9 protein-coding genes are annotated in these 12,378 nt (G+C 67.6%); 1 reads left to right on the top strand and 8 read right to left on the bottom strand.

All coding sequences use genetic code 11. The features are described from left to right. The coding region (locus V7067_RS08250) for a TCP-1/cpn60 chaperonin family protein (RefSeq protein ID WP_334175414.1) at positions 1-575 on the top strand (575 nt) is incomplete at its 5' end. Positions 576-789: 214 nt separating this feature from the next. On the opposite strand, the gene V7067_RS08245 is transcribed toward V7067_RS08250, so the two are convergent. From V7067_RS08245 to V7067_RS08210, 8 genes are all read right to left on the bottom strand, one after another. Further along, entirely contained in the window at positions 790-2,175 is a 1,386-nt protein-coding gene (locus V7067_RS08245; protein ID WP_334175413.1) for an NtaA/DmoA family FMN-dependent monooxygenase, read from the bottom strand. Between the two features lie 105 nt (positions 2,176-2,280). Next, positions 2,281-3,276, bottom strand: a complete 996-nt coding sequence (locus V7067_RS08240) for an ABC transporter permease (protein WP_334175412.1) — start codon at positions 3,274-3,276, stop codon at positions 2,281-2,283. Positions 3,277-3,289: 13 nt separating this feature from the next. Next, positions 3,290-4,927, bottom strand: a complete 1,638-nt coding sequence (locus tag V7067_RS08235) for a sugar ABC transporter ATP-binding protein (protein ID WP_334175411.1) — start codon at positions 4,925-4,927, stop codon at positions 3,290-3,292. A gap of 71 nt (positions 4,928-4,998) precedes the next feature. Next, complete coding sequence (locus V7067_RS08230) at positions 4,999-6,351, bottom strand: sugar ABC transporter substrate-binding protein (RefSeq protein ID WP_334175410.1); 1,353 nt, start codon at positions 6,349-6,351, stop codon at positions 4,999-5,001. A 109-nt stretch (positions 6,352-6,460) separates the two neighbouring features. Continuing rightward, positions 6,461-7,801 (bottom strand): substrate-binding domain-containing protein, encoded by a 1,341-nt coding sequence (locus V7067_RS08225; RefSeq protein ID WP_334175409.1) that lies wholly within the window; start codon positions 7,799-7,801, stop codon positions 6,461-6,463. A gap of 220 nt (positions 7,802-8,021) precedes the next feature. Beyond that, positions 8,022-9,134 carry a dimethylsulfone monooxygenase SfnG gene (gene sfnG / locus V7067_RS08220; protein WP_334175408.1) on the bottom strand — a complete coding sequence of 371 codons (1,113 nt, stop codon included), beginning with the start codon at positions 9,132-9,134 and terminating at the stop codon, positions 8,022-8,024. 91 nt (positions 9,135-9,225) lie between these two features. After that, positions 9,226-10,488 carry an SfnB family sulfur acquisition oxidoreductase gene (locus tag V7067_RS08215; protein ID WP_334175407.1) on the bottom strand — a complete coding sequence of 421 codons (1,263 nt, stop codon included), beginning with the start codon at positions 10,486-10,488 and terminating at the stop codon, positions 9,226-9,228. A gap of 88 nt (positions 10,489-10,576) precedes the next feature. Next, positions 10,577-11,842 (bottom strand): SfnB family sulfur acquisition oxidoreductase, encoded by a 1,266-nt coding sequence (locus V7067_RS08210; RefSeq protein WP_334175406.1) that lies wholly within the window; start codon positions 11,840-11,842, stop codon positions 10,577-10,579. Positions 11,843-12,378: the final 536 nt, after the last annotated feature.

The following is a 12,378-nucleotide window of genomic DNA, read 5'->3' as shown; positions in this document are numbered from 1 at the left end:
AGGAGACCACCTCGGACTACGACCGCGAGAAGCTGCAGGAGCGTCTGGCCAAGCTTTCGGGCGGCGTTGCGGTCATCCGCGTCGGCGGCGCCACCGAAGTCGAGGTGAAGGAGAAGAAGGACCGCGTTGACGACGCGCTCCATGCCACCCGCGCCGCTGTCGAGGAAGGCATTCTGCCGGGCGGCGGTCTCGCCCTGCTGCGCGCCCTGAAGGCGCTCGACAAGGTGAACCCGGTCAACGCCGACCAGAAGACCGGCGTGGAGATCGTGCGCCGCGCCGTTCAGGCCCCGGCCCGTCAGATCGCCCAGAACGCCGGCGCCGATGGCTCCATCATCGTCGGCAAGCTGCTGGAGAGCGACGATCTGGCCTTCGGCTGGAACGCCCAGACCGGCGAGTTCGGCGATCTCTACAAGCTCGGCGTGATCGATCCGGCCAAGGTGGTGCGCACCGCGCTGCAGAACGCCGCTTCGGTCTCCTCGCTGCTGCTGACCACCGAGGCGCTCATTGCCGAGAAGCCGAAGAAGGACGCTCCGGCGCTCCCGGCCGGCGGCGGCATGGGCGGCATGGACTTCTGATCCCCGAACGCCCCGCAGGCGGGCCGGGCCCGGCAGGGACCGGCTCCGCTGCATCGGGCTCCTTCGGCAGAATCGGGAAAGGGCACCCTTCAGGGTGCCCTTTCTGCATTTCGGGCGGACAGACAGAAAGACGCCCCCGGGCCGCAGCGCGCGATCCGGGGGCGTCTTTCGTTTGTCAGGGAAATCAGAACCGGGACCGGGACGGAACCGGGCCTTATTCGGCCGCGACGGCCTCCCGGTGGCGATGCCGGGCGGCGGGGTGGCGGTCCGGCAGGCGCGGGCCGGCGCCGAACAGCCGGTCGCGCAGCGTGCCGGGGGCATAGTCCGTCTGCTGCAGGCCGCGCGCCTGCAGAACCGGCGTCACATGCTCGATAAAGGCGGCAAAGGTGCCCGGCGTCGTCTGGTAGATGACGTTGACGCCATCGATGCCGGCTTCCTGCCAGCGTGCCAGTTCGTCGGCGATCTGCTCCGGCGTGCCGACGATCCGGTTGGTGCCGGCGTAGGCGAAGCCCAGATCGCGCACCGTCGCCCGCTTGCCGGGGTGTGCCTCTTCGAAAAAGCGGATGATGCCCTGCACGCCGTCGATCTCCAGTTCGTCGACGGGACGGTCGGGCTCCAGCTTGCCGAGGTCGATGCCGAGATCGCGGCTGATATGGGCCAGCAGGCCGTCGAGGCTGGTGTCCTCTTCCAGTGCGCGGGCGCGGCGGCGGGCCTCTTCCTCGGTGGAGCCGACGACGAAGGTCAGACCCTGAATGATCTTGATGTCATCGCTGTTGCGGCCGGCGGCCACCGCCTGCGCGCGGATATCGGCGGCCACCTTGCGAACCCCGTCCGGCGACAGCGCGGCGATGAAGGTGCCTTCGGCATTGCGGGCGGCAAACCCGCGCCCGGCGCGCGAGGCGCCGGCCTGAAACAGCACCGGCGTGCGCTGCGGCGAGGGCTGCGACAGGTGCGGCCCGAGCACCTTGTAGAAGCTGCCCTGATGATGGATGCGGTGGATCTTGCCCGGATCGGCATAGCGGTTGCCGGCGCGGTCGAGAACGACGGCATCGTCTTCCCACGAGCCTTCCCAGAGCTTGTAGGCGACATCGACATATTCGTCCGCCCAGAGATAACGCTGGTCGTGGGGCACGATGCGGTCGAAGCCGAAGTTCTGCGCGGCGTTGTGGCTGACGCTCGTCACGATATTCCAGCCGACGCGGCCCTTGCTGAGGTGGTCGAAGGTGGAGACGCGGCGGGCGAAGTTGAACGGATGGTCCTGCAGGATCGATGAGGTGAAAACGAGCCCGAGGTTCTGCGTGGCGCCGATGAGCGCGGCCGCCAGTACGCCGGAATCGTTGATGGGGATCTGAACGGCCTCTTCGATGTAGTGGTCCCAGCCGCCCTTGTAGGCCGGATCAACGCCGATGATATCGGCAAGGAACAGGCTGTCGAACTTGCCACGCTCCAGAAGCTGCACCAGTTCGATCCAGGTGGCGAGATCGTTGAACTCGGTCTGGCGCGTATCCGGCCGGCGCCACAGGCCATGATAGACGTGGGACACGGCATTCATGGAAAAGCCGTTGAAGATGAGCCGGCGCGGCGCGGTGCGGTTGGCCATGGGGCAGGTTTCCTTTCGGACTGCGGACTGCGGACTGCGGACTGCGGAGAGCGGGGCAGGCGGGCCGGGTGCCCGCCTGCCGGCGGGGGCGGTGCGGCCGGCGGGTTATTTCACGATGGCGGCGGGGCTGCGCTCGCGGCTGACCAGCACCGCGGCGATGACGACGGCGCCCTTCACGATCATCTGCGAATATTGCGACACGCCCATCAGGTTCAGGCCGTTGTCGAGAATGGCGATGATGAGCACGCCGATGAGGGTGCGCTGCGGGCCGCCGGCGCCGCCGGCAAGCGAGGTGCCGCCCACCACGATGGCCGCCAGCGTGTTGAGCAGCAGATCCTGCCCCAGCGACGGCCCGGCCGCGCCGAGGCGCGCCACGGCGAGAATGCCGCCGATGCCGGCCAGCAGGCCGGAGAGCACGAACGCATAGATCTTGTAGCGGTTGACCGGCACGCCGGCGGTGCGGGCCACGGTTTCGCCGCCGCCGATCAGGTACATGTAGCGGCCGAAGCGGGTGCGGCTGGCAATGACCACCACGATGGCCCACGCCACGATGGCGCACAGCGCGATGTTGGGCAGGCGCGGAATGAGCTGGCCGATGGCAAGTTCCTCAAGTCCCGGCGCATCGAACGAGATGGCGCGGCCTTCCAGCACCTGCAGGGCGATGCCGCTGAACACCGACAGCGTGCCGAGGGTGACCACGAACGAGGGAATGCGGCCGCGCACATAGATGATGCCGTTGACGAGGCCGAGCACCGCGCCGATGGCGGCGGCAACCACGATGATGGCCGGCCCGAGGTCGGTGGCATTGAGGATCTGCACGCTCGCCGCACCGACCAGCAGCACGGTGGCCCCCACCGACAGATCGATGCTGCCCATGAGAATGACGAAGGTGCAGCCGAGGCAGGCGATCAGCAGCGTGCCGGCCTGACCGGTGATGGCGCTGAAATTGCGCAGGCTGGCGAAAGAGTCCGTCGCCAGCGAGAAGAACACGATCAGGCCCAGCACCACGCCCACCGGCAGCCACAGGCTCTTGTCGATCGGAAAGGCGGGCAACAGGCGACGGGGGGCGGCGTCAAGGGCCGCTTCGGTCGGGGCACTCATGGGTGGTTTTCCTTCAGTGAACCGAGGGGGCGGAAGCAGAGGCGGCGGCATGGCCGGCGGAATGGGCGGCCGGCGGCCTCCCGTCGCTGTCGGATTGCGGCAGCATGGCCGCCACCAGCTCGCGTTCGCCCGGTTTGGCGGAGGGCGGCGCGTCGATTTCCTTCACCACCCGGCCGCGTTGCAGGATGAGGATGCGGTTGGAAAGGCCGATGAGTTCCAGCAACTCGTCGGTGATGAGCACCACGGCCACGCCCTTGTCGGTGAGGTCGCGGATGAGCCGGTAGATCTCTTCCTTGGCACCGGCATCGACGCCGCGGGTGGGGTTGTCGAGCACCAGCACGCCGGGGTCGCGCACCAGCCAGCGCGCCAGCACGACCTTCTGCTGGTTGCCGCCGGAAAGGCGTGTGCAGATCGTGTCCGGGCGGGCGGAGCGGATGGAGAGCGCCCGGGCAAAGCGCTCGGCCGCCTCCACCTCGCGGCCGCGGCGCCAGAAGCCGAGGCGGCCGGAGAACAGGTCGGCACCGGAGGCGAGCGACAGGTTCCACGCCACCGGGAACGGCGCGATCATGCCCTCGGTCAGCCGTTCTGCCGGCACATAGCCAAGGCCGGCGGCAACCTGCCGGCGGATATCCGGCCGGCAGGGCACGGTCTTTTCCAGCGCCACGGTGCCGGTTGCCACCGCGTCGATGCCGGCGATACCGCGCCCGAGCGCGCTCTTGCCGGAATCGAGCAGGCCGCCGATGCCCACCACCTCGCCGGCGCGGACCTCGAAGCTCACGTCGGCATAGGCCTCGCCGTCGCCGAGCTGGCGCACGGAAAGCCGCACCGGCCCGTCCGGCACCGTGCGCTGGCGGTTCTCGTGGAAATAATCGTCGGCGCGCTCCCGGCCCACCATCAGGCCGTGCAGCAGGCCCTCGGTGGCGTCCTTCGGCTCCAGCCGCTCCACCAGCGCGCCGTCCTTCAGCACGTAGATCAGGTCGGAGACCGCCAGCACTTCCGTCAGGCGGTGGGAGACGAACAGCAGCGAGCCGACCTTGCGCAGCCGCGCGACGAGGCTGAAGAACGCCTCCTCGTCGCGCCGGTCGAGGGCGGACGTCGGCTCGTCGAGCAGCACGAACGGCCGCCGGATGCCGCCCAGATGCAGCGGCGCCAGACACGCGCGGGCAATCTCGATCGACTGGCGGCGGGAGAAGTCGTAATCGCCGGTGCGGCGGCGCACATCGACATCGAGCCCGGCCTCGTCGACGATGCTCTCGGCTGCCGCGATCATGGCGCGGCGGTCGATGAAGCCGCCGGCTCTGTCGAAGCGGCGCTCATAGCCGAGGATCAGGTTCTCGTAGACCGGCACGTTGGCGACGAGCGACTGTTCCTGAAACACCCGCGTCACGCCGCGCGCCACGGCGGCATCATAGCCGGCCGGGCTGAACGGCTCGCCGCCGAGCGTCATGGTGCCGGCATCGGCCCGGACGATGCCGCTCAGAATGTTGAACAGCGTCGACTTGCCGGCCCCGTTTTCGCCGACGAAGGTGACGACGGCATTCTGCGGCACCTCGAAGCTCACCTGATCGAGCACGGTGTTGGGACCGTAACGCTTGGAAAGGCGGTGCGCCTGAAAGAGCGGCGCATCCGGCGCGGCCTGAGAGGCTGTCATCGTGGCATCCCGCTTGGAGAAGAAAGGGACACACCGGCGGCGGAGCGGCCGCCGGCGCGCGGCCGGAGGTCTCAGGCCTTGCTGTTGGGCGAGGGGCCGTCGAACTTGATCTTGTAGTGGTCGGCATAGTCCTTCGTGACCGCCGCCCATTCGCCGCTCGCGTGGGATGCGGTGTAGGCCGCGGGCGGCTCGTAGCCTTCCGGCTTGGGATAGCCCTGCCAGTGCTGAAGGATGTCGATGGGGAACAGATCGGCCTGCGGATCCCAGTCATCCGGATGCAGCACGCGCGAAAGCCGGCGATAATCGAACGGCTCGACGGCGCCGTTATCGACATAGCGGGCGATGTAGCCATCCACGTTGTCGGGCGTGACGATGGTGGAGTTCCAGTAGAGCATCCGTTCCGGCGCTTTCGGCTTGAAGCCGTGGGACACGTCGTAGATGCGCGCGGCCATGAAGGCGCCGGTAAACACCGGGCTGTTGCCGGAGGTGGCGAGCTGCTGGCCCCTGGCAATGGCCCGGGCGCCCAGCGAGGTTCCGTCCGCCCCGACGATGAAGATATCCTCGCCCGGCACAAGGCCGGCCTGCCGCACCGCCGCGATGGCGCCCTGCGCCTCGTCATCGTTCTGGGTCACGATGCCGACGATGTTCTTGTTGCGCGTCAGCAGGTCTTCCGTGGCCTTCAGCGATTCCTCGCGCAGCCACTTGCCGGGCAGCTGGTCCACCAGCCGCGTCTTGGGATATTTCGCAAAGGCACTGTCGCGGCCGGCGTTGCGGGCGATCTCGCACCAGTTGCCCGGCGTGCCGGTGAGGGCCACGATATCGCCGCCGCCGAACTTGTCGGTCACCTTCTGCAGCAGCACCTCGGTCACGCCGCGGTGCGCGGCGCGCTCCTCCGGCACGGCATAGAGGGTGTAGTACTGGCCGGCATCGAACGGGGTGTACCAGGCGAGGCTGTCCCAGATCGCGCCGAAATAGACGTTGGAATCGCTGGCGAGCGTGGCAACGCGCTTCAGGGCGCTGCCGTCCAGAATGTTGAAGAAACCGCCCTGCGCATCCTGCGTGGTCAGTTGCTCGAACTGGTTCAGCTGGCGGTTGCTGTCAATCTGCCCGTCGAGGAAGGCGTAATTAAAACCATATTCCTTTGCAACGGCTTCCGCGCCTTTGCTCACAAGCTGGTTATATTCCGTGGAGGCGCTCCACGCGAGATAGGCGACCTTGCCGTTCGGGCTGGCGACCGCGGCCGTGGGCAGGCCGTAGGCCGCGCAGGCCGCACCCACCGCGGCGCCGGCCGAGGCGAGCGCCAGAAAATCGCGCCGGGAGACGCCCTGGGTATCGAGGCGCTCCATGTAGGTGTCGACGACGCGCTTTTCCTCAAAACGCGGCAGGCTGCGGGCAAAGGCTTTGATATCGAACCGCTTGGCCATCGGGTCCTCTTCATGAACGGGCGGCGAAGTGTGAAAATCAGAACCGGCGCTGCGGGTCGCGCGGAGAAGGGGCAGGCGCGCGGGCCGCCGGGGCCCGCGCCGCGGCGGCTCACGCCTTGCTGTTGGGCGAGGGGCCGTCGAACTTGATCTTGTAGTGGTCGGCGTATTCCTGCGTCACCGCTTCCCACTCTCCGTTCTTGCGGGCCTCCAGATAGGCGGCCGGATAGACGAAGCTGGCGGGGCGCGGAATGCCTTCCCAGTGCCGGTCGATATCGAGCGGATAGAGATCGACCTGCGGGTCCCAGTTGTCGGGATGGAGGACTTTCGACATTTTCCGGTAATCGAACGGCTCAACGCCGTTGTTATCGACAAAGCGGGCAATGTAGCCGTCGATATTGGCCTTGGTGGCAATCAGCGAGCGCCAGTTCTGCATGCGCTCCGGCGCGCGCGGCTTCCAGCCGTGGGTCACGTCGTAGATGCGCGCCGTGAACAGGCCGGCGACAAAGGCCGGGCTGTTGGCAGAGGTGGCAAGCTGCTCGCCGCGGGCGATGGAGCGCGCCCCGGCGGAGGTGCCGTCGGCGCCGACGACGAAGATGTCCTCACCCGGCTTCAGGCCGACGGCGCGGATGGCGGCGATTGCCCCCTGCGCCACATCGTCGTTCTGAGCCACGACACCGACGACGTTGCGGTTGCGCGTCAGCAGATCTTCGGTGGCCTTCAGGGCGTCTTCGCGATTCCAGCGGCCGGGCAGTTCGCCGACGAGGCGGGTCTTGGGATAGTCCCGGAAGGCCGCGTCGCGGCCGCGGCTGCGGGCGATGTCCGTCCAGTTGCCGGGCACGCCGGTGACGCCGATCACGTCGCCGCCGCCGAACTTTTCGGTAATGGTCTTCAGCAGCACCTCGGTCACCGCCTTGTGGGCGGCGAATTCCTCCGGCACGGCATAGAGCGTGTAATAGTCGCTCGCCTCAAACGGCGTGAACCACGGCAGGCTGTCCCACACATTGCCGACATAGATCTGGTTCTCGCCGGCGATCTTCGAAATGCGGCGGATCGCCGATCCGTCGGCAAGGTTGAAGATGGCCGACTGCGTGCCCGCCGCGACCTGCTGCTCGAACTGCGTCAGCTGAAGCTGACTGTCGAACTGGCCGTCGACGACCGTGTAAGGCAGGCCGAACGTCCGGGTGGCATTCTCGAACGCCTTGTCGGCAATGAGGTTATATTCATTGCGATAGAAGGCGGTCAGAAAGGCGAGCTTGCCGGAAGGGTCGGCCAGCGCCACGTTCGGCAGGCCCATGGTGGCCCCGAAGGCGCCGAGCACCGCACCGGCGGAGGCGAGCGCCAGAAAATCGCGGCGCGACAGGCCGCGGGTGTCGAGCCGGTCCATGTGGGCATCGACGACGCGCTTGTCCTCGAAGCGGGGGAAACGGCGGGGATCGATTTTTCGTGTCATGCTGGTTTTCTCATGCTGATTTTCTCATGCCGGTTTTCTGGTGCCGGTCTTCCGGCGGTTCGGCGCGCACGGCGCAGGCAAAATCGGGACGCAGGCCGCCTTCCCGGTGCCGGGGGCACCGGGGTGGCAGCCGTCGCGGCCGGCAAAGCGCCGGCCTGATTGTTTCAGGCAGCAGGGCAGAGGCAGGCGGCTCCGCGTGCGGGGCGCGGGCGGGGGGCGATCAGGCCGTCGCCTTCACGGCGCCGGCGGCCTCAAGCTGGCGCACCAGCGGCAGCACACGCTCGCCGAAGAACGCCACCTCTTCCTGAAAGTGCAGGAAGCCGGCGAGCACCAGATCGATGCCCGAGCGTTTGAGGGCGACGATGCGCTCGGCGATCTGTTCGGGTGTGCCGATCAGGTCGGTGCGGAAGCCATCGTTGGGCTGAACCAGATCGGCGGCGGACGACTTCGCCCAGTTGCCGATGCCGTCTTTCGTGGATTGCCCGGCCTCCTTCACCGCCTCGGCAAAGCCGGCGACGGCGGCGGGGTCGGACTGCTCCACGATCGCCCGGTGCACGGCGCGGGCCTCAGCCTCGGTTTCGCGGGCGATGATGAACGCATTGGCGCCGACGCGGATGCGCCGGCCGGCTTCCGCCGCATAGCCCTTCACCTGCGCCGCCTGCGCGGCAAGCTCCTCACGGGTGCCGCCGTTGGTGAAGTACCAGTCGGAAACCCGGCCCGCCATCTGCCGCGCGGCGGTGGAGGAACCGCCCTGAAAAATCAGCGGATGGGGCTGGAAGGTCGGACGCGGATTGAGGGTGTAGTTGTCGATATCGTAGAATTCGCCGCGGAAACTGAAGTCGTCCTCGGTCCACAACCCCTTGAGAACACGGATGAACTCTTCCGAGCGCCGATAGCGCGCATCGTGATCGGGCCAAGGCAGCCCGAGTGTCTCGAACTCCTTGCGGAACCAGCCCGACACGATGTTGATGTGCCAGCGCCCGCCGTGAATGATGTCGTTGGTGGCGCCCAGCTTGGCGATGACGGCGGGGTGCCACAGCCCGGTCAGGATGGCGACGATGAACTGCAGCCGTTCGGTCTTCGCCAGCAGGGCGGAGGCGAAGGCCGTCGATTCATGCTGGCCATCGGCCCGGTAGCCGCCGACGAAGCGGGTGGCGGTGAGGGCAAAGTCGAAGCCGGCCTTTTCCGCCGCCTGCGCCAGCTTCACGTTGTAGTCGAAATCCCAGCCCGTGCGCTGCTCGATGCGGCTGACGACCTGACCGCCCGACAGGTTGGAAACCCAGTAGGCAAAACGGAGCGGATCGGTATCCGCAAAGGGAAGGGGCGCGCTCATCGCCGAATTCTCCCGGTAACAGGATGTGCTGTCTTCGCGGTGCCCCGGGGGGCGCGCGGCGGCCGGCTGTGCGGCGCCGCGCGATCCGCGCTCACAGGGCGCCGTGGCGCGGCGGGTTCACCTGATTGAGGTAGTAGTTGCCGATGTGGTGGTACTTCCAGCGCACCGGATCGTGCAGGGTGTGGGTGCGGGCGCCGCGCCAGAAGCGGTCGAGACCCCACGATTCCAGCGTGGCGCGCGCGCCGGCCAGCTCGAACAGCTTGGAGGAAACCTGCAATGCCACCTCGGTGGCATAGGCCTTGATCTCCGCCACCGCGACGGAGGCCGCCGCCACGGTGCCGGCCGTCGGGTTTGCCGCTGCCGCATCGGTGATGCGCCCGGCGCGGGCCAGCAGATCGCCGGCGGCGTTGACCCGGATCGCAAGCTCGCCCACGGCGTGGATGATGTGCGGGTCTTCGTAGCCGTGCTCGTAGTTCGTCTCGTAGAACGGCCGGGTGTACTGGCGCACATAATCGATGGTGGCCGCCAGCGCGCCGCGGGCAATGCCCACTTCCACCGCGGAATGGATGATCTGCGAGACCGGTCCCATCGGCGTCGGGACGTCGAAGGCGACGGAGTGCGGCACGATCTGGAACGGCGTCACCGCGATATCGTCGAAATAGGTCGAACCGGAGCCGGTGGTGCGCTGGCCGAACGACGACCAGTCGTCCACCAGCGTCAGGCCGGGCGTGTTGCGCTCAAGGAACACGATGACGTCGCGGTCGTCGGCATCGCGCGCCACCACGAGCACGAGGTGGGCGAACAGCGCGCCGGTGGAATAGAATTTCTGGCCGTTGAGAACGAACCCGTCGCCCTTCGGCAGCACGCGGGTCTTGTAATCGACCGGCGTCTTCGTGCCGATTTCGGTGAAGGCGTTGCCGAGGCGGTCGCCATCCAGCACACGCTCGAAATAGACGCGCTTCTGCTCCTCAGAACCGCCGAGGCGCAGCGCCTCGACCATGTAGAAATGGTTCTGCGGGATCTGGCCGATGGAGGAATCGGCGGCCGAGATGATGGCCACCACCTCCGCCAGCGTGGTGTTGGAAACCCCGGCGCCGCCAAAGTCCTTCGGCACCGTGATGCCCCACAGGCCGCTCTGCGAATAACGCTCGATCTCGGCAATGGGCAGGCGGCGCGTGCGGTCGCGCTCGGCCGCCTCCCGGGCGAAATCCTCCGCAAGGCGGCGGGCGATCTCGATGGCCTCGGCATCGGTGCGGATGCGGTGGGCCGGCGCGCGGCGCGGGGCAATGTGCGGGGCGGGGCGGGCGTGGCTCAGCGTGGACTGGTTGTGCAGGCTGCGGTCGACGGTGGTCATTTCAACCTCGGATGATGCGGGCGCGGCCGGCGCGCGGTGCCCTGCGGGCAGGCCGCGCGCCGGGTTTCGTTCGGGTCGAATGGCCGGCTCAGTTCCAGGCGTGGCGCGGCGGATTGATGCCGTTCAGGTAGAAATTGCCGACGTGGAAGAACTTCCAGCGCACCGGGTCGTGCAGGGTGTGGGTGCGGGCATTGCGCCAGTAGCGGTCGAGATTGTCGGCCCGCAGCACCGAGCGGGTGCCTGCCAGTTCGAACAGCTTGTTGGTGGCCAGAATGGCGATCTCGGTGGAAAGCACCTTGGCTTCCGCCACGCCCACGGTTGCCGCGGCCACCGTCTCTTCGTTGGGGGTGGCGAGGGCGGCATCCACCAGCCGGCCGGCCCGTTCCAGAACCGCTTCGGCTGCGTGAAGCCGGATTTCCAGATCGCCGACGGCGACGATGGTGAACGGATCCTCGCCGGCCGTCTCCGCACCGCTGTCGAGCCAGGGGCGCGAACGCTCGCGCACGAAGCGGATGGTCTCGTCGATGGCGCCCTTCGCGATGCCGGTATCCACCGCGGCCTGAATGATCTGCGACACCGGACCGGCGGCGGTGGGCTCGGCAAAGGCCCGCCAGGCCGGAATGACGCGCGACTTCGGCACCCGCACGTTCTCCACGATGGCCGTGCCGGAAGCGGTGGTGCGCTGGCCGAAACCGGACCAGTCGTTGACGATGGTCAGCCCGGCCGCATCGCGGTCGGCGAAGACGAGGAAGGGCAGCCCCTCGCCGTCGACCGCGACGATGGGCACGATGTGGGCCAGCAGCGCGCCGGTGGTGTAGAACTTGCGGCCGTTCAGCACCACGTCGTCGCCGTCTTCCACGAAGCGGGTTTCGAAGGCGGCGACCGTCTTGCTGCCCTTTTCGGAAAAGGCATTGCCGAAGCGCAGGCCGCTCAGCACCGCGCCGAACAGGAACGCCTTCTGCTCTTCGGTGCCGTCGTTGACGATGTGCTCGATGATCGCCAGATGATTCTGCGGGATCTGGCCGATGGAGGAATCGGCGGCTGACAGAATCTTGATCACCTCGGTCAGCGTCACATAGCTGACGCCGGCACCGCCGTAGGCCTTCGGCACATTGATGCCCAGCAGGCCGCTCTGCGACAGCGCATCGAGTTCCGCGATGGGCAGGAAGCCCTCGGCATCGCGCTCCGCCGCGCCCCGGGCAAAGCGGGCGGCAAGGTCAGTGGCGACGGCAATGGCTTCGGCATCGTCGCGGATCACATGCGCCGGGGCGGCGGGGCGCGGCAGCGGCGCGAACGGTTCCGGCGAATTGACCCGCACACCCCGGACCGGGGCAGTTTCAGCAGCGATGGTCATCAAGGCTCTCCGATGAAGACGAAGGGACCGCGCATGTCCGGCCTCTGCGGCCCGCAGGCAAAATGGGGGCAGGGCGGGCGGATGCGTTATCGGCGGCGGGGCCCGGCGCGGGGCCGCAGGCAACCGGGCCTGCGGCAACGGCGCCTGTCCGAACGATGGAGAGAGCAATAATCCACTTTATTGATGGTGTATAGGTACATTTGTTTTATCATATTGAAATAACGTCTATTTTCTAAATGTCCGAAGCCGCTGAGGGCGCGCGTTCCTGTCGCCGGCGGTTTTTTGCGACTGCGTTCCGGTTTCTTCGGCGATGCGAAAAAGCCACCGCCGGCCGCCGGTATCGGCGGGCTGTTCCGGGTCATCGCCGCGCCGGCCGGGCCTTTCGGGCGGGCGTGCCGGCGGCCGCAGCAAAACCGTGTCGGCGCAGGCGCACAGGGCGGAATGAAATTTCTACCAATTTGCTAGATTGATTGGCAGGATGCCGCCAGAACCGGCCGGAGTGCCGCGGCCGACGATGCCGCGCGCGGCGCCGGAGC

This window comes from Pseudoxanthobacter sp. (genome assembly GCF_036822375.1).
In the GTDB taxonomy this organism is placed as follows: domain Bacteria; phylum Pseudomonadota; class Alphaproteobacteria; order Rhizobiales; family Segnochrobactraceae; genus Pseudoxanthobacter.
The sequence above is the reverse complement of the archived record's forward strand: the minus strand, read 5'-3'. Positions and strand labels throughout refer to the sequence as shown.

Bases quoted from the DNA above. Each gene is read 5' to 3' on its own strand.
- V7067_RS08245 (WP_334175413.1), bottom strand. From the start codon at position 2,175: ATGGCCAACCGCACCGCGCCGCGCCGGCTCATCTTCAACGGCTTTTCC.
- V7067_RS08240 (WP_334175412.1), bottom strand. From the start codon at position 3,276: ATGAGTGCCCCGACCGAAGCGGCCCTTGACGCCGCCCCCCGTCGCCTG.
- V7067_RS08235 (WP_334175411.1), bottom strand. From the start codon at position 4,927: ATGACAGCCTCTCAGGCCGCGCCGGATGCGCCGCTCTTTCAGGCGCAC.
- V7067_RS08230 (WP_334175410.1), bottom strand. From the start codon at position 6,351: ATGGCCAAGCGGTTCGATATCAAAGCCTTTGCCCGCAGCCTGCCGCGT.
- V7067_RS08225 (WP_334175409.1), bottom strand. From the start codon at position 7,801: ATGACACGAAAAATCGATCCCCGCCGTTTCCCCCGCTTCGAGGACAAG.
- sfnG (WP_334175408.1), bottom strand. From the start codon at position 9,134: ATGAGCGCGCCCCTTCCCTTTGCGGATACCGATCCGCTCCGTTTTGCC.
- V7067_RS08215 (WP_334175407.1), bottom strand. From the start codon at position 10,488: ATGACCACCGTCGACCGCAGCCTGCACAACCAGTCCACGCTGAGCCAC.
- V7067_RS08210 (WP_334175406.1), bottom strand. From the start codon at position 11,842: ATGACCATCGCTGCTGAAACTGCCCCGGTCCGGGGTGTGCGGGTCAAT.